The 17,711-nt window shown below is 35.1% G+C and carries 19 protein-coding genes; all 19 read left to right on the top strand.

Annotation, left to right across the window (positions count from 1 at the left end; genetic code table 11):
* The first annotated feature begins 44 nt into the window (after positions 1 to 44).
* The 19 genes from BUB95_RS04790 to BUB95_RS04700 all read left to right on the top strand — a co-directional run bounded on the left by BUB95_RS04790 (position 45) and on the right by BUB95_RS04700 (position 17,710).
* Entirely contained in the window at positions 45 to 1,523 is a 1,479-nt protein-coding gene (locus BUB95_RS04790) for a DUF5687 family protein (RefSeq protein WP_073083756.1), read from the top strand.
* A gap of 12 nt (positions 1,524 to 1,535) precedes the next feature.
* Positions 1,536 to 2,261: an ABC transporter ATP-binding protein gene (locus BUB95_RS04785; protein ID WP_073083754.1), complete on the top strand. Its 726-nt coding sequence runs from the start codon at positions 1,536 to 1,538 to the stop codon at positions 2,259 to 2,261.
* Positions 2,262 to 2,284: 23 nt separating this feature from the next.
* Positions 2,285 to 2,782: a hypothetical protein gene (locus BUB95_RS04780; protein WP_073083751.1), complete on the top strand. Its 498-nt coding sequence runs from the start codon at positions 2,285 to 2,287 to the stop codon at positions 2,780 to 2,782.
* 178 nt (positions 2,783 to 2,960) lie between these two features.
* Positions 2,961 to 5,561, top strand: a complete 2,601-nt coding sequence (gene porW / locus BUB95_RS04775) for a type IX secretion system periplasmic lipoprotein PorW/SprE (protein ID WP_073083750.1) — start codon at positions 2,961 to 2,963, stop codon at positions 5,559 to 5,561.
* Between the two features lie 14 nt (positions 5,562 to 5,575).
* Complete coding sequence (locus BUB95_RS04770; protein WP_073083747.1) at positions 5,576 to 5,992, top strand: bactofilin family protein; 417 nt, start codon at positions 5,576 to 5,578, stop codon at positions 5,990 to 5,992.
* Positions 5,949 to 6,185: an AtpZ/AtpI family protein gene (locus tag BUB95_RS04765; protein WP_073083745.1), complete on the top strand. Its 237-nt coding sequence runs from the start codon at positions 5,949 to 5,951 to the stop codon at positions 6,183 to 6,185. The genes BUB95_RS04770 and BUB95_RS04765 overlap by 44 nt, the downstream gene beginning before the upstream one ends.
* Positions 6,178 to 6,582 (top strand): DUF6168 family protein, encoded by a 405-nt coding sequence (locus BUB95_RS04760; RefSeq protein WP_073083742.1) that lies wholly within the window; start codon positions 6,178 to 6,180, stop codon positions 6,580 to 6,582. Before BUB95_RS04765 ends, BUB95_RS04760 begins: the two co-directional genes overlap by 8 nt.
* A gap of 77 nt (positions 6,583 to 6,659) precedes the next feature.
* Entirely contained in the window at positions 6,660 to 7,775 is a 1,116-nt protein-coding gene (atpB, locus tag BUB95_RS04755) for a F0F1 ATP synthase subunit A (protein ID WP_073083739.1), read from the top strand.
* A 30-nt stretch (positions 7,776 to 7,805) separates the two neighbouring features.
* Entirely contained in the window at positions 7,806 to 7,994 is a 189-nt protein-coding gene (atpE, locus tag BUB95_RS04750) for an ATP synthase F0 subunit C (RefSeq protein ID WP_013993139.1), read from the top strand.
* Positions 7,995 to 8,089: 95 nt separating this feature from the next.
* Entirely contained in the window at positions 8,090 to 8,590 is a 501-nt protein-coding gene (locus tag BUB95_RS04745) for a F0F1 ATP synthase subunit B (RefSeq protein WP_073083737.1), read from the top strand.
* A gap of 5 nt (positions 8,591 to 8,595) precedes the next feature.
* On the top strand, positions 8,596 to 9,132 hold the full coding sequence (atpH, locus tag BUB95_RS04740) for an ATP synthase F1 subunit delta (RefSeq protein WP_073083734.1): 537 nt from the start codon (positions 8,596 to 8,598) through the stop codon (positions 9,130 to 9,132).
* Positions 9,133 to 9,187: 55 nt separating this feature from the next.
* Positions 9,188 to 10,768, top strand: coding sequence for a F0F1 ATP synthase subunit alpha (gene atpA, locus BUB95_RS04735; protein WP_073085082.1), 1,581 nt, complete (start codon positions 9,188 to 9,190; stop codon positions 10,766 to 10,768).
* 54 nt (positions 10,769 to 10,822) lie between these two features.
* Entirely contained in the window at positions 10,823 to 11,683 is an 861-nt protein-coding gene (atpG, locus tag BUB95_RS04730) for an ATP synthase F1 subunit gamma (RefSeq protein ID WP_073083731.1), read from the top strand.
* A 243-nt stretch (positions 11,684 to 11,926) separates the two neighbouring features.
* The gene (locus BUB95_RS04725) at positions 11,927 to 12,340 is read left to right on the top strand and encodes a hypothetical protein (RefSeq protein WP_073083728.1); all 414 of its coding nucleotides are present in this window, start codon (positions 11,927 to 11,929) and stop codon (positions 12,338 to 12,340) included.
* 89 nt (positions 12,341 to 12,429) lie between these two features.
* Positions 12,430 to 13,887 carry an oligosaccharide flippase family protein gene (locus BUB95_RS04720; RefSeq protein WP_073083726.1) on the top strand — a complete coding sequence of 486 codons (1,458 nt, stop codon included), beginning with the start codon at positions 12,430 to 12,432 and terminating at the stop codon, positions 13,885 to 13,887.
* 59 nt (positions 13,888 to 13,946) lie between these two features.
* On the top strand, positions 13,947 to 14,381 hold the full coding sequence (gene dut, locus BUB95_RS04715) for a dUTP diphosphatase (RefSeq protein ID WP_073083724.1): 435 nt from the start codon (positions 13,947 to 13,949) through the stop codon (positions 14,379 to 14,381).
* 104 nt (positions 14,382 to 14,485) lie between these two features.
* Entirely contained in the window at positions 14,486 to 15,505 is a 1,020-nt protein-coding gene (locus BUB95_RS04710) for a sugar phosphate nucleotidyltransferase (protein WP_073083722.1), read from the top strand.
* A gap of 39 nt (positions 15,506 to 15,544) precedes the next feature.
* Positions 15,545 to 16,909: a tetratricopeptide repeat protein gene (locus tag BUB95_RS04705; protein ID WP_073083720.1), complete on the top strand. Its 1,365-nt coding sequence runs from the start codon at positions 15,545 to 15,547 to the stop codon at positions 16,907 to 16,909.
* A 3-nt stretch (positions 16,910 to 16,912) separates the two neighbouring features.
* On the top strand, positions 16,913 to 17,710 hold the full coding sequence (locus BUB95_RS04700; protein ID WP_073083717.1) for a lipoprotein insertase outer membrane protein LolB1: 798 nt from the start codon (positions 16,913 to 16,915) through the stop codon (positions 17,708 to 17,710).
* Position 17,711 lies beyond the last annotated feature (1 nt).

The following is a 17,711-nucleotide window of genomic DNA, read 5'->3' as shown; positions in this document are numbered from 1 at the left end:
GTTAGTATCTTGCTACTAACACCAACAGACAACCTAACCAAACTATGATAAAACACTTTTTAAGCTTAGAGTGGAAACAATATTTCCGGTCTTCGTATTGGCAAAAAAACATTGCACTAAATATTCTTCTTGTATTCTTTGCTTTATATCTCATGGCAATTTTTATAGTAGGAGGAATAGGTCTTTACTATGGTTTAAAAGAAGTATACCCTAATCAAGACCCATTTATAATAGTAAGTAAATACATGTTTTATTGGTTTCTGGTTGATTTATTACTTCGTTTTTTTATGCAAAAATTACCTGTGATGAGTGTCAAGCCATTATTAACACTACCCGTTAAGCGTAGTACAATCGTTAATTTTGTTTTAGGAAAATCGGCTTTTTCTTTTTTTAATATTTTACCCCTATTCCTTGCTGTGCCATTTGCTATATGCTTGTCAATAAACGGATACGACACTACAGCGATACTCCTATGGGTATTTACAGTTATTGTTATAACATTCATTTCAAATTTTTTGAACTTTATAATTGAAGCATATTCAGCAGAGTTAACTGTGCCGCTTTTACCACTTCTAATTACTGCTGGGGGATTATATGGTTTAGATTATTTTGGTATTATTTCTTTTACTGAAATTGTAGGTAATGGTGTTATAGCAATTACACAAAACCCAATTTTTATTTTAGTTCCTATCACAATTTTAATTGTGCTTTATACTTTAAATTATAAATTACTTAAGCAGAAGTTATATTTGGATGCATCGTTACAATCTAAAGTAAAAGAGGTAAATGCATCAGACTTATCGTGGACCAAACGTTTCGGAGATATTGCACCATTTATGCAATTAGATTTAAAGTTAATTTGGCGTAACAAACGCACTAAATCTATGGCATTTTTAATGGTAATAGGCTTGCTTTATGGCTTGTTTTTTTATCCACAGCCTATCTACAGAGACATGACGTTTATGTTCGCATTTATCGGAATTTTCTCTACAGGATTTTTCCTAATTAATTTTGGACAATTTATTCCAGCTTGGGATAGTGGCTACTACAAAATGCTGATGAGTCAGAATATTAAATACGAACAGTATTTGCGTTCTAAATGGATTCTTATGACTATGAGCGTGGTAGTAATGTTCGTTTTAGGAATTCCTTATGTATACTTTGGCTATAAAATTTTAATTGCCCATGCAGCCGCTGCAGTTTATAATATCGGTGTTAATACGCACGTCATTATGTGGGGCGGAAGTTTTAATCGTAAAAAGATAGATTTAGATAAAAAAGCAGCATTTAACTATCAAGGGACTGGAGCCGTGCAATGGCTTATTGGTATTCCTTTAATGCTGGTGCCTATGGCCATTTTTGGACTGTTAGATTGGCTAATCGGGTTCGAAGTTGCAGTAGCTGTACTCGTCCTGGCAGGAGGTTTAGGAATTCTACTACACAAACCATTAATGAAAGGTATCACACAAAAATATCTCGATTCTAAATACAAAATGATTGCTGCATTTGGCAAAGACTCTTAATACTACACAACCATGATATATACTAAAGACATTTCAAAATCATACAACGGCGTTCAAGTTCTAAAAATAGACGAATTAGAAATTCCAAAGGGCCAAAGTTTTGGACTTGTAGGGAACAACGGTGCCGGTAAAACCACCTATTTCAGCTTACTTTTAGATTTAATTAATCCGTCAACAGGCACAATTACTAATAATAGCGTGGTGGTTTCGAAAAGCGAAGATTGGAAACCATTTACCTCGGCTTTTATTGACGAAACGTTTTTGATTGGCTACTTAACACCTGAAGAATATTTCTATTTCATCGGCGATTTAAGAGGTCAAAACAAAGCAGATGTAGATAGACTAACCGCTAAGTTCGAAGATTTCTTTAATGGTGAAATTATTGGAAAGAAGAAGTACTTACGAGACCTAAGTAAGGGTAACCAAAAGAAAGCTGGGATTGTTGCTGCCCTAATCGGTAATCCTGAAGTTATTATTTTAGATGAACCTTTTGCAAACTTAGACCCAACAACACAAATTCGTTTAAAGCAAATCCTCAAAGATTTAGCTGAAAAACAAGGCGTTACCGTTTTAGTGTCAAGTCACGATTTGATGCATGTCACAGACGTTTGCGAGCGTATTGTGGTATTAGAAAAAGGCGAAGTCGTTAAAGACTTAGAAACAAACCCTACTACCCTAAAAGAACTCGAAGCACACTTCGCAAAAAGTGCAGTTTCAGTTTCTGAAGAGGAAGAGTAGGTTGGTATAATCGTAAGATTTATATGAGTTTTGAGATTACTTTCATTATACTTTTAATTGGAATTTTTTCTCTAGTCGCAGGCAGAATCCTCACAACGCTTTTCATTTTAAACCCTAAAGTAAATCAAGCAGATTTAGATTCAAATTTCAAACAAAAAGATTTAAATCTTTTAGCTTATGTAGGCGTAAAAAAATCTGAAATCCAAGATAAGTTTGAAAGTACTTCAATTTTTAACAAGCTATTTGGAATAACAAAATATTACAAAGTTTTAGTCTACTCTTCGGCTGAAAAATCGCATCAACTATTGTGGGCGAAGGCTTCGAAGCTTGTATTCTTTTCTCCAATTAGAACAAAAATAGTAGAGTTTGTTGAAGAAGAAGAAGGTACGCTATTGTTAGAACATTTTAAAGAAGAAAATTTTTCAATTAGTGTTGACGTTATCAACGAATGCCCTGCATGTTCTAGTAAAGTTGAAGAGTTAGATTTTGAATGTTCTAAATGCGGAATCGCCTTCCGCTAAAAAAGAAAAATTCTGACTTCTTGGAAACTTAGCGCCTTTGTGCCTTAGCGAGAAAAACCCATCAACACACCCAATTCAACTTCAAATTCTACCTAAAATTCAAAAAGATGTTTATTTTTACCACTTAAGATAACATTAACGCTAGTTTTTCGTTATGCTTTAACTAAAAATCTATCTTTTGAAAACCTTTACAAAAGCTTCAATATCACTCTTTTTAATAGCAATTGTTGCCCAAAGTTGCTCCAGAAAGAAGGACAATTTTATTAATAGAGCTTGGCATTCTGTTGGCACGGAATATAATATTCTTTACAACGGAGAAATTGCACTGCAGCAAGGTCTTGAAACTGTAAATAATGCCTATACAGAGAACTTTTGGGAGTTACTTCCTATCGAGCGTTTCGAGGCTAAAACAGATGAGGTAAGATTAGGAAACGAAGCTCAAAACTCAGACTTTGAGCGTGCTGAAGAAAAAGCCGCTAAAGCTATTCAGAAACATAGTATGACGATTGGCGGGAAAGAGAAAAACCCGCAAATTGATGAAGCGTACCTGCTTCTAGGTAAATCCAGATATTACGACCAGCGTTTTGTGCCTGCATTAGCAGCATTTAATAATATCTTGAATAAATATCCGACAAGTGACAAAATTAATCAGGTTAAGGTATGGCGTGAGAAGACAAATTTACGTCTCGGTAGTCCGGAGCTGACCATCAAAAATTTAAAGCGTCATTTAAAACAAGAAGAAGTAGAGGGCCAAGATTTAGCAGATATTACAGCTGTTTTAGCAGATGCATATCTTGCGATTAAAGAAAAAGATACAGCATTAAAATATCTAGATACAGCAGCTGTAGCCACAAAAATTAATGCTCAAAAAGCACGTTATAATTTTATAAGAGGGCAACTTTACAATGAGTTTGGTAAAAGGGATAGCGCTAATATGGCTTTTGATGTAATTATTGACATGCACCGTAAGATTCCTCGCGCTTTTTACATTAATGCACATTTAGCAAAGTCTGATAATTTTGATGCAGAAACAGGAAACAAACTAGAATTTTTAGAGTATCTAACCGAGTTAGAAGAAAATCGTGAGAACAGACCGTTTTTAGATAAAATTTTCAATCGTATTGCAAGATATCATCAGTCTGAAGGTAGAGATAGTCTTTCAGAAGTATATTACAACAAATCTATAGCCAAGAATAAAGAATTGACCAGCGATAAGGTTCTTTTTTCGAGAAACTATCTCATACTTGGCGATATGTATTTTGATAGAACTGAATACAAAACCGCAGGTGCTTATTACGATAGTACATTGACCAATATGATAGAAAAAACTAAGCCCTATCGTGTTGTTGCTAAAAAACGAAAAAATCTTGAAGATGTTATTTATTATGAAGGTATAGCCAGAGCCAACGATAGCATTCTAGATTTATTGAAATTGCCTAAAGAAGAGCAGGTAGCCTACTTTAACAAATATATCAAAGAGTTAAAAGTACAAGATTCTATTGCGGCTGAATTTGAGAAAAAAAGAGCGGACAAAGAAGCAAGTAGAGCAAATGCAGCAAAGAATAGAGGTTTTGGAATAGCTGGCTCTCAGCGCGCTAGCGTACCTGGATTACCTGGTGGTAATAATGGAGGAAACACAGACTTTTATTTTTACAATCCAACGACTTCAGCATACGGTAGAGAAGAGTTTTTTAAATTATGGGGAAATCGTAAAGCTCAAGATAATTGGAGATTATCATCTAATCAAAACTCTATAAAATCTGGAGAAGAGGGTGTAAGTGCTGAAAACGAAATCGTAACCCAACTAGAATTATACGACCCAGAGTATTACATTAAAAAATTACCTATAGACAAAGTTGAAGTAGATAGTATCTCCACTGACCGCAACTTTGCTTATTATCAGTTAGGACTCATTTATAAAGAAAAATTTCAAGAATATGAGCTTGCAAAAAGTAAATTAGAAAATCTGCTCATAAGCAATCCAGAAGAGCGATTAGTTATTCCTTCTAAATACAATTTGGTGAAAATTTATGAGTTGCTTGGTCAAATGGATGAATATGAAATAGCAAAGAACAGGCTCATAGCTGAACATCCAGACTCTCGATACGCTGAGATTTTACGAAATCCAAATTCGCAATTGGCAAAAGACCAAAACAATCCAGAAACGGTTTACGAGAATCTTTACCGTAAGTTCGAAAACCAAGATTATGCAGAGGTCATTTCTGAAAGTGAAGAAAATATTAAACGATTTGAAGGCGATGGCTATGTTCCCAAATTCGAAATTCTAAAAGCATCTGCGATTGGTCGTTTAAAGGGCTTTGAAGCTTACAAGGAAGCCGTTAATTATGTAGCGCTTACGTATCCAAATTCAGAAGAAGGTAAACGTGCTCAAGAGATTTTGAATAATGCACTACCGCTTATGTCTAACAAAGAGTTTTTGCCAGAAGATGATGGCAATTCTTTTCATGTGATATATCAATTTGATAGTGCAAAGAAAGAAGAAATCAAGAAATTCACCGAAGAGCTTACTAAAATAATGGAGCGTTTACCGTATCCAAACATTAGCCTTTCAAAAGATGTTTATGACGAAAACACTACCTTTATTGTTGTGCATGGTCTAAAATACATTACATCGGCTTTAGGTTTTGGACCAACTCTTCAAGATTATAAAGAAAGAGGAACAAAAGGTATTACAAGAAAGTATATAACTGCGTCTTCTGCGAATTACGCCATTATTCAGCGTCACAAAAATTTGAATGAGTATATAAACCCAGAATAAATCCCCCAGAACTTATGCGTTCAAACAAAAACCAGAAATCAGCCATGGATACAAGCAGTCAGCAAAATATTATTGCACACGGTACCAAAATTGTTGGAGATATAGAAAGTAAAGGCCCATTTAGAATAGATGGTGCTATTGAAGGTAATGTTAAAACCGAAGGTAAAGTAGTTATCGGTAAGTCTGGTAGTGTTGTGGGTACACTTGTAGCTGTAAATGTTGATATTGAAGGTAAGTTTTCAGGAAAATTACATCTTAAAGGTACATTATCGCTCAAGTCTTCTGCCCAAATAGACGGAGAAGTCCAAGTGAATAAGCTTGCGGTTGAGCCAGGCGCTACATTTAATGCTACATGTACAATGGGAGCCGTTAAAACTTTAGCCAACGATGGAGGAGAAAAAGTCAAAGACTCAAAAGGACAAAGCGCCTAGTAAATTTATAAGGTTTACAGGAACAGCTTTTCAAATGGGTGGCACCATTTTTCTAGGTAACTATTTTGGAAAATGGCTAGATGGGAAGTATGGCACCGATTATTGGGAAACCACAATAACTTTATTCTCTGTTTTTGCAGCCATGTATTTGGTCATATCACAGGTTATAAAACTTTCTAAAGACGATGATTAAATCTATTTTAATTTATACAGCAGCATTTGCTGCTCTTTTTTTTGCGGTTTACTTTTTACAAACTACTGTTGTAGAGCAAAGTGAGGCGTTAGTCCGATTTAATCTTTGGGATACAAATTTGTTTTTTGCAGCAGCTTCAGCGCTTATTTGCATTCATCTTCAGTTATTTTCTACTATTAAAAGCTTAAAACCTCAATTGGGTTATATTTATTTACCTACATTATTCATTAAAGGAGGATTGTTTTTTTTAGGTTTTCAAGACGCTGTTTTTTCCTTAGAAAACTTTACTTTTTCAGAGCGATTATGCCTTTTAAGTTCACTTGTTATTTTTCTTGTTTTAGAAGTGATTTTTGTAGTTAAAATCCTTAAAGAAAACGCACCCAAAATTTTAAGCTAAAAAGCGCATTGTTTTCTTAATAAAAAGCGTACTTTTGCACCGAATTTGAAAAGAGTGGTTTTTTTGATTTTATAACAATGAAGATATTTCAACAAAGTTTTAAATTTTTAGCCCTTGTATTATTTGTAGTTTTACCAACTTCAATTTTTGCAAACGACACTAAAAAAGAAGGTGGTCAGGTAGATACAAAGGAAGAGGTGGAAGCATATATTCTACATCACATTCAAGACTCTCATGACTTCTCATTATTTTCTTACACTAATGATGCTGGTGAGCGTAAACACGTAGGTTTTCCGTTGCCAGTAATTCTTTGGACTTCAGAAGGTTTGGTAACATTTATGTCTTCAGAGTTTCACCACAATGACGACGGTTCTGTTATTGTAGAAAAAGACGGCTTAAAGTTTGCTAAGATTCATTCTAAAATTTATGAGCTAGATAAAGATGCATCAGAAGTAAAGTTTGACGAAGACCATCACGCCACTAACGGACATAAAGTGTTAGACTTCTCGATTACTAAGAGTGCTTTCGGAATTCTTATCATTGGATTATTAATGTTGTTTTGGTTTTCTAAACTAGCGAGACAATATAAGAAAAAACAAATCCCAACAGGTTTTGGTCGTGTCTTAGAACCGTTAGTGCTTTATGTAAGAGACGAGATTGCAAGACCAAATATTGGAGAAAAGCATTACAGAAGATTTACAGGGTATTTATTGACAGTATTCTTCTTTATATGGGTATTAAACTTAGCGGGTTTAACACCTCTTGGGTTTAACGTAACAGGCCAGTTGGCTGTTACAGCGTGTTTAGCCATTTTTACATTGGTAATTTACACAGCGAGCGGAAACAAAGACTATTGGATGCATATCTTATGGATGCCAGGAGTACCAGTTTTAATTAGACCAGTGTTGGCGGTAATCGAATTAGCAGGCGCATTGTTAATTAAACCGTTTTCGTTATTAGTGCGTTTATTCGCAAACATTTCAGCAGGACATATCGTAGTGATGAGCTTAATAGCAATCATGTTTACTCTTAAAGATTCGTTAGGAGTTGTAGGAGCAACAGGATTGTCATTTGTATTATCATTTTTTATAACATTAATTGAGGTTCTTGTAGCGTTCTTACAGGCTTATATTTTTACAATGCTTTCTGCATTATTTATAGGCATGGCAGTAGCGGAGCATGAGCATCATTAATACATTTGTTTAATATATAAATCAATTATTATGTACAATTTAATTGGAGCAGGTTTAATCGTAATCGGAGCAGGTATTGGTCTTGGTCAAATCGGTGGAAAAGCAATGGAAGGTATTGCTCGTCAGCCAGAAGCAACAGGAAAAATCCAAACAGCGATGATTATCATTGCAGCACTTTTAGAAGGTTTAGCATTTGGTGCTTTATTCTTAGGAAAATAAGAACCAAACAAACTCAAAATACGTTCCTGCAACGGTTGGTTGCAGGACGTGTTTTAAAACATTAAACAAAGACAACTATTTAAGTATTTATTAAAATGGATAAATTATTAAACGACTTTTCACCGGGCTTATTTGTAGTGTCAACTATATTGTTGTTGGCTTTAATAGCGCTTATGGTAAAGTTTGCATGGAAGCCAATTCTTAATTCGTTAAACGAAAGAGAAGAAGGTATTCAAGGGGCTTTAGACGCAGCTGAAAACGCAAAGAAGGAGATGGAAAATCTTCAAGCAGATAACCAAAAGTTATTACAAGAAGCACGTTTAGAAAGAGAAACAATGCTTAAAGAAGCACGTGAGCTTAAAGCTAAGATGATTGCAGATGCAGAAGAGGAAGCACAAGCACAAGCAAGAAAAATGATTGAGCAAGCTCAAGCCGCAATAGATAGCGAAAAGAAAGCAGCAATGGCAGAGTTAAAATCTCATGTTGCTGGTTTATCTATCGATATCGCTGAAAAAGTAGTGCGCAAAGAATTATCTAGTAAGAACAATCAATTAGAGTTGGTTGAAGAAATGCTAGGTGAAGCAACTTTAAACTAAGATAAATGTCAGGATCAAGAGCAGCCATAAGATATGCCAAAGCCGTTTTAAGCTTAGCACAAGATCAGAAAGCAGAAGAAGCAGTTAACAACGATATGAAATCTATCGTTAATGCTATTGCTCAAAGCAGTGAGTTAAATCAGATGCTTCAAAGTCCTGTTGTAAGATCATCAGAAAAAAAAGCGGTATTGTCTTCAGTATTTTCAAATGTAAGTACCAATACAACAAACGCTATAGACACCTTAATTTCTAACAAAAGATTGGCCTTATTAAATGACGTAGCACTTAGTTATACTCAGTTATACGACCAGTTAAGAGGCAGTCAAGTGGCAACTGTTACAACAGCAGTAGCTTTAACAGATGAGCTTAAAGCAAAAGTGTTAGCTAAAGTTAAAGAGCTTACAGGAAAAGAAGCAGAAGTAGAAAATATTATAGATGAAAGCATTTTAGGTGGTTTCATATTAAGAGTAGGAGATATTCAGTACAATGCGAGTATCGCTAACAAACTCGATAAATTAAAAAGAGAATTTACATTAAATTAAGAATAGCTGGTCGCTGAGGCTCTCGAAGCGACGTTGCAGCAAAATAATAATGAAAATGGCAGAAGTAAAACCAGCTGAGATATCAGCAATCTTAAAACAACAACTTTCAGGTTTTGAAGCGGGTGCTTCATTAGACGAAGTAGGAACAGTATTAACTGTAGGTGATGGTATTGTACGTGCTTACGGATTAGCTAACGCTGAGTATGGCGAATTAGTAGAATTCGACGGTGGTGCAGAAGGAATTGTACTTAACCTAGAAGAAGATAACGTAGGTATTGTACTATTAGGTGCTTCTACAGGCGTTAAAGAAGGTTCAACGGTAAAGCGTACATCTCGTATTGCTTCTGTAAAAGTAGGAGAAGGTATTGTTGGTCGTGTTGTAGATACATTAGGTAACCCAATCGATGGTAAAGGACCTATCTCTGGTGAAACTTATGAGATGCCACTAGAGCGTAAAGCTCCTGGTGTTATCTATAGAGAGCCGGTAACTGAACCAATGCAAACTGGTATTAAGGCAATTGATGCTATGATTCCTGTTGGTCGTGGTCAGCGTGAGTTGGTAATTGGAGACCGTCAGACTGGTAAGACTACGGTTTGTATCGATACCATCTTAAATCAGAAAGAATTTTACGATGCAGGTGAGCCTGTATACTGTATATATGTTGCCGTTGGACAAAAAGCGTCAACAGTTGCAAACATAGCAAAAACTTTAGAAGAAAGAGGTGCTTTAGCTTATACAACTATTGTTGCGGCTAACGCTTCTGATCCAGCAGCAATGCAGGTATATGCACCAATGACTGGAGCATCTATCGGAGAATATTTTCGTGATACTGGTCGTCCAGCATTAATTATTTACGATGATTTATCTAAGCAAGCGGTAGCATACCGTGAGGTGTCTTTATTATTACGTCGTCCTCCAGGACGTGAGGCATATCCAGGTGACGTTTTCTATTTACACTCAAGATTATTAGAGCGTTCTGCGAAAATCATTAATGACGATGCTATTGCTCAAGAAATGAATGATTTACCAGATGTGCTTAAGCCAATGGTAAAAGGTGGTGGTTCTTTAACGGCATTACCAATTATCGAAACTCAGGCTGGTGATGTATCTGCATACATCCCAACTAACGTAATTTCGATTACAGATGGTCAAATCTTCCTAGATGGAGATTTATTCAACTCTGGTGTACGTCCAGCAATTAACGTTGGTATTTCTGTATCTCGTGTTGGTGGTAATGCACAGATAAAATCTATGAAGAAAGTATCGGGTACATTAAAGTTAGACCAAGCTCAGTTCCGTGAATTAGAAGCGTTTGCTAAGTTTGGTTCTGATTTAGATGCATCTACATTAAACGTTATCGAAAAAGGTAAGCGCAATGTAGAAATCTTGAAGCAAGCTCAAAACGACCCATTCACAGTTGAAAATCAGGTCGCAATTATTTATGCAGGTTCTAAAAACTTATTAAGAGATGTTCCTGTGGAGAAAGTAAAAGAATTCGAAAGAGATTATATCGAATTCCTAAACGCAAAGCATAGAGATACTTTAGATACGCTAAAAGCAGGGAAGTTAACTGATGAGGTTATTGATACGTTAACTAACGTAGCAAAAGACCTTTCAGGGAAGTACAGAGCTTAATTATTAAATTAATGTCACTCTTAGTCTAGGTTGAGAGTCTTTATAAATTAAAGAATGGCAAACTTAAAAGAAATACGTAACAGAATATCGTCCGTGTCTTCAACGATGCAGATTACTAGTGCCATGAAAATGGTATCTGCTGCAAAGTTAAAAAAGGCCCAAGATGCAATTACTGCTATGCGTCCTTACTCTAATAAGTTAACAGAATTACTACAGGGATTAAGCGCAACATTAGATGCAGATTCTGGAAGTAAATATTCAGTTCAAAGAGAAGTTAAAAATGTATTGATTGTTGCTATTACCTCTAATAGAGGATTGTGTGGTGCCTTTAACTCTAACATTATCAAGCAAACGAATGCTTTAATTAATGATGTATATGGAGACAAGAACGCATCCGTATTAGCTATAGGAAAGAAAGCCAATGACGCTTTTCAAAAGCAAAATAGAGTTATTGCTAACAAAAGTGAAGTTTTTGACGATTTAACCTTTGATAATGTTGCTGAAATAGCTGAAATGTTGATGGATAAATTTGTTGAAGGCGAATTTGATAAGATTGAAATCGTTTACAATCACTTTAAAAATGCAGCGACTCAGATTGTTATGACAGAGCAGTTTTTGCCAATTGTTCCTATTGAGGCAGACGAGAATGTTAATTTAGATTACATTTTTGAACCTTCAAAAGAAGAGATTGTAGAAACATTGATTCCAAAATCTTTAAAGACACAACTTTATAAAGGCATTAGAGATTCATTCGCTTCAGAACATGGTGCTCGTATGACGGCCATGCATAAAGCAACCGATAATGCAACCGAGTTAAGAGACCAACTTAAATTGACTTACAACAAAGCAAGACAAGCCGCAATTACTAACGAAATTTTAGAAATTGTTGGAGGTGCGGAAGCATTAAACAATTAGGGGGTAAGCCAAATGCTTTAAAAAAGCTAAGCATTAAATAATTAGGCGTAAGCTAAATGTTTCAGAATTAGAAGCAGCAAACATTCTTATATAATTTAAACCTCACTTTTTAAGTGGGGTTTTTTTATTACTTTCCCGTCAATGAATAATTAATAGGCATAGTCAATGAAATTCATAAAAAGTACATTTCAATTATTCTGTTTAGCTCTTCTTTCGGTTAGTTTCTCCCAATGCGCTACCACTATGAAACTACAAAAAAAAGCGCCAACAACGTTTGGAGACGTCTATTGTCAAAACTGGGTAGCAGGTGTTCAAGGTGGAGGTTCAGGAACTAATATTTTTATTGAAATTAAAGATGAAAATATAGTTTTAGATAGTGTTCACTTTAGAGGAAAAACAGTTAAATTAGAGACTAAGCCTGCAAACCCGCAACTATTTATTGGAAGATTAAAATCTGAAGGCAATACAAATCAATATGAAGTTGTTTCCACTTCAGACCAGAAAGAACAGATGGAAGATTTTCCTTTTAGATTAGAGAATGACGAATGTGTGGTTAGCTACAAAGAAAATGGAAAGATTAAGTATTTTAAATTAATAGATATAAAGGAAAAACCAATTGAAGCACTACCTTTGTCTGCTCCATCAAACAAGAATTAAGTAGATTTACATATAAAATAAAACCTCACAATATCTGTGAGGTTTTTTTGTTTTAAAAATGGTATTTTTAACCAGATATTTCACAAAGATTGAGCGGATTTAAAAGCCTTTTTAAACAAACATTTATTTACGGTTTAGCAACAGTTTTACCTCGTATGCTAAGCTTCTTATTAGTACCGCTTTACACCAACCCGGATGTGATGTCTGTTGAAGAGTATGGCCGTGTATCCTTTATTTTTGCTTACTTCGTGTTATTTAATGTGGTTTTAGCCTACGGAATGGAAACTGCATTTTTCCGATTTTTCAATAAAGAAAAACATCCTGAAAACGTAACCAGCACAGCTAGTATCTCTTTAGTTGTGACGTCTTTTTTAGTTTTAGGAATAGCATTCCTATTTCGCGATTTTATAGCTAGTGCTATTGAAATAGATTTAAAATACCTGAATCTGGTATTTATTATTTTACTCTTAGATGCCTTAGTTATTATTCCTTTTGCTTGGTTGAGAGCCACCAAAAGACCTACAAAATATGCTATAATTAAAATTTTTAATGTAGCTATTAATTTAGGCTTAAATGTCTTTTTACTACTTTATCTAAAAGGGCTTTCAGACGACTTTGATATTCTAAAAAATATTTATAAGCCTGATTTTGAAATCAGTTATATTTTCATTTCTAATGTTGTTGCAAGTGGAGTTACGCTACTCTTATTAATTCCGTTTTACACAAAAATCAGGTATAGTTTTGATTCAAATCTTTGGAAACGGATGCTCAAATATTCAGCCCCAGTTTTATTAGCCGGAGTGGCATATTCAATAAACGAAACGTTTGATAGAATTTTACTTAAAGAATTATTACCAGCAGATATTTCAGAAGTCCAAATAGGAATGTATTCGGCGTGTTATAAAATAGCATTATTCATGACCTTATTTGCTACAGCTTTTAGATTGGGAATAGAGCCCTATTTTTTCAGTCATTCAAAAACCGAAAATCCACAAAAAAACTATGCAAAAATTCTAGAATTTTTCGTGGCTTTTGGGTCAATTATTTTGTTAACGGTCGTCGTGTTTTCAGACATTATAAAACCATATATCATCAGAAGCGAAGACTTTTATGAAGCCATGTGGATTGTGCCTTTAATTCTTATCGCTAACTTCTGTTTGGGAATCTACCACAATCTATCAGTTTGGTACAAAATAACAGACCGCACCAAGTTTGGAGGCTATATTTCTGTTTTCGGCGCTATCGTTACGCTAGTGATAAACTATCTTTTAATTCCGCATATTGGATTTAAAGCCTCAGCAATCGCAACAGTTTCAGCCTATGGTGTTATGATGTTGATATCATTATACTACGGTCAGAAATATTATCCAATCCCTTATAATTTCAAAAAAATTGGACTTTATTTTGTACTTTCTGTAGTGTTTTCAACCGTATATTTCTACGGATTTAGAGAGAACTATTACATAGGAATTGGCGCATTAATCGTATTTTTGATAGTTGTTTTTCAACTCGAAAAAAAGAGTATTACAGTATTAATTAAAAACTAAAATTTCCTTCTTTTTTTCTCTGCTTCGCGCAGTCGAAAAGGAAGATTAGACATAAGGATATGAACATAAAAATCATTAATAAATCCAATCACGGTTTACCGCACTATGAAACTATTGCTTCAGCAGGAATGGATTTACGTGCAAATATTTCGGAATCGATAATTCTAAAACCTTTAGAACGCACTATTGTAAAAACGGGTTTATTTATTGAATTACCAATTGGAACTGAAGCTCAGGTACGTCCTCGTAGCGGTTTAGCCGCAAAAAAAGGAATTACGGTGCTTAATGCTCCAGGAACTGTGGATGCCGATTATAGAGGTGAAATAGGTGTGATTTTAGTCAATCTTTCCAGTGAAGATTTTGTAATAGAAAATGGTGAACGCATTGCGCAACTTGTCATAGCAAAACACGAACGCGCCGAATGGCAAGAAGTCCAAGAACTATCTGAAACCTCTCGTGGCAAAGGTGGTTTTGGAAGTACAGGTGTAAAGTAAAAGGCCCCACTGCCTGAAGGCATCTCCCCAATGGGGAGAATAGGGGAAAGTATAACATATAAAAAAACGTTCCCTCTCCTTTGGAGAGGGTTAGGGAGAGGCTTATGAAAATAATAGTCCCAATGGCAGGTCGTGGTTCGCGATTAAGACCACATAGTTTAACAGTACCTAAACCATTAATTCCTGTTGCAGGCCAACCGATTGTTCATCGCTTGGTAAAAGACATAGCAAAGGTTTTAAAACAACCAATCGAAGAAATTGCTTTTGTACTAGGTGACCCTGCATTCTTTGGAGAAGATGTGGTTACCAAATTAGAAGAGTTAGCAGAAGGTTTAGGAGCTAAAGCATCTATCTACAGGCAAGACCAACCACTAGGTACAGGTCACGCTATTATGAGTGCAAAACCATCTTTATCGGGGCCAGCAGTAATTGCTTATGCAGATACTCTGATTCGAGCAGAGTTTGATTTAGACCCTAACGCAGATGCTGTAATTTGGACAAAACGTGTTGCAAACCCTGAAGCTTATGGTGTTGTTAAGCTAAATACCAATGAAGAAATCGTGGAGCTGGTTGAAAAACCAGAAACCTTTGTTAGTGACCAAGCTGTAATTGGCATCTACTATTTCAAAGATGTAGCAGTACTAAAAGGAAAGCTTCAAGAAGTTTTAGACGAAAATGTAATGAATGGTGGTGAATACCAAATCAACGATGGCATCAAGCGAATGATGGCAGACGGAAAAATATTTAAAACAGGTACTGTAGACGAGTGGATGGACTGCGGAAATAAAGCCGTAACACTAGAAACTAACACAAAAATGCTTGGTTTCCTAAAAGCAGATGATGAAGAAACCTTAGTTGATGACTCAGTAGTTCTAGAAAATTCAACTATCGTAGAGCCTTGCTTTATAGCTAAAAACGTAGTCTTAAAAAACAGTACTATTGGCCCTAATGTGTCAATAGGAGAGGGAACAACAGTAGAGAATTCAGTCGTTAAAAATAGCTTAATTCAAACGCAAACTCATATTAAAAATGCTACTTTAGACGAAGCCATGATTGGCAATCACGTTAAGTACAATGGTGAGTTTACTAAAATTAGTATTGGTGATTACACACAAATGGAATAATAATTGAATTGTTATTTTTAAGAAGAAGCAATCTATATAATGACTAAACCTAAATTAAATATTAAATCGCTATTTATTGTACTGCTGTTAGTGCCTATGTTTGCATTAGGACAAGTAGATTTCAATAAAACACCAGATGACGATTTAGGCAATGTCACAGATAAATACCAGGAAAATTTCTTTGAAGCGCTTAAGCAAAAAGGCATAGAAAATTATGAGCGCGCCATTACTGCACTGCAAAAGTGCTTAGATATAGATAACACTAAACCTGTTATCTATTTTGAACTTGGCAAGAACTACAACCAACTCAAAAATTTTGGTGCAGCAGAAGATGCCTTAAAAAAGGCCATCTCAATGCAACCCGATAACGAATGGTTTTTAGATGAATTGTACGATGTTTATTATAGACAAGACGATATAGATAATGCTATAAAAACAGTTAAACAGCTAGTAAAATTTCATCCAGATTATAAACAAGATTTAGCAACCTTATATATTAAAAAGGAAAAGTTTAATGCTGCATTAAGTGTATTAGACGAGTTAGATACAGAACTAGGTCCAGATGAGGTTCGTGACCAAATGCGAAACAATATTTACAATCTCACAGGAGATGCAGGTGACCGAATAAATAATCTAAAAGAGCGTATTGCAGCAGACCCCAATAATGAGAATAATTATTTACAACTCATTTATAGATATAGCCAAACTGGTAAGGTGAAAAAGGCATACGAAGCTGCAAAAGAATTGCTGAAAGTGAAGCCAGACTCAAAGCTGGTACATCTAGCGTTGTATAAGTTTTATTTGGAAGAAGGTAGAACAGAAGACGCGGTTTCTTCGATGAAATTGGTATTAAATACACCTGAAATTGATGAAAAAGTGAAGTCTAAAGTGCTTAAAGATTTTGTTGGCTTTGTAGAAAAGAATCCACAGTACCAAAAAGATTTAATCGAAGCAACAGATAGTACAAATACCCAAAAGGATATAGAATCATTATCTAATCTGGGAACATACTATTTAAAAACCGGAGATAAAGAAAAGGCGCTTCAAAATTATAAGGAAGCTTTAAAACAAGCACCGGATGATTTCAAATTATTACGAGATGTAATCCTCATTCACATTGATTTGCAACAGTATGAAGACGCACTTAAGCAAAGTGAAAGTGCGCTAGAATTGTATCCGGCACAACCTATTTTATATTTACTTAACGGAGTTTCTAATATTAATCTAAACAAACCTCAAAGTGCTATTGATAGTTTAGAAATGGGACTCGATTTTTTAGTCGAAAATCCAAAAATGGAACGCGATTTCTACATACAATTAAGCGAAGCATACAAGCTTACCAATAATAATGCCCAGTCTAAAGCGTTTGCTAAAAAGGCACAAGCCATAAAACTACAGAAATAGTAAATGAAGCGTTTTATAACTTATAACTTCAAGTATACGCAATTGATTATCATCTTTGCAATTATGATAAGTACAATAGGCTGCAAGTCTAGTAAGGCCATTGCTGCTGCGGGCGAAGCAAATCCTAGATTATCAGCAAAGCAGGTGGTAAGAGCACATCAGAAAAATGAAATTGCTTTTAAGACCATGCAGGCTAAGGCAAAGATTAATATTACCCAAGACGAAAAGACGCAAGGCACAACCTTTAATCTCAGAATTAAAAAAGATGAAGTCATTTGGTTAAGTGCACCTCTAGGTTTAGCACGTATGATGATAACACCAAATAAAGTGCAGTTTTATAACAAAACAGACAACACGTATTTTGATGGTAGTTATCAGTTATTAAGTGATTTTGTAGGGTTTGACTTAGACTTTGCTAAAGTACAGAACATACTCATGGGGCAAGCCATATACGATTTGCAATCACAAGCGCATAAAGTCGATATTCAAGACAACTCTTATGTGCTTCAACCAAAGCGTCAAGATCCAATGTTGGAGGTGTTTTATTTGCTAAACGCCTCACATTACAAACTTGACTCGTTGCAATTAGCACAGTCCGTAAAACGAAGAATTCTTCAGGTAGATTACAAATCATATCAAGATATAGATAAAAATGTGATTCCAAAAGAGATTAAAATTATTGCTGTAGAAGATACAGATGAAGCATTGATTGATATGGAAATAAAATCTGTAAGTCTCAATGAGGAAGTACGTTTCCCTTTCAGGATTCCATCAGGATATAAAGAAATAGAACTGAAGTAAT

Source organism: Winogradskyella jejuensis (genome assembly GCF_900129745.1).
In the GTDB taxonomy this organism is placed as follows: domain Bacteria; phylum Bacteroidota; class Bacteroidia; order Flavobacteriales; family Flavobacteriaceae; genus Winogradskyella; species Winogradskyella jejuensis.
This window is presented reverse-complemented; position numbering and strand designations above follow the sequence as displayed.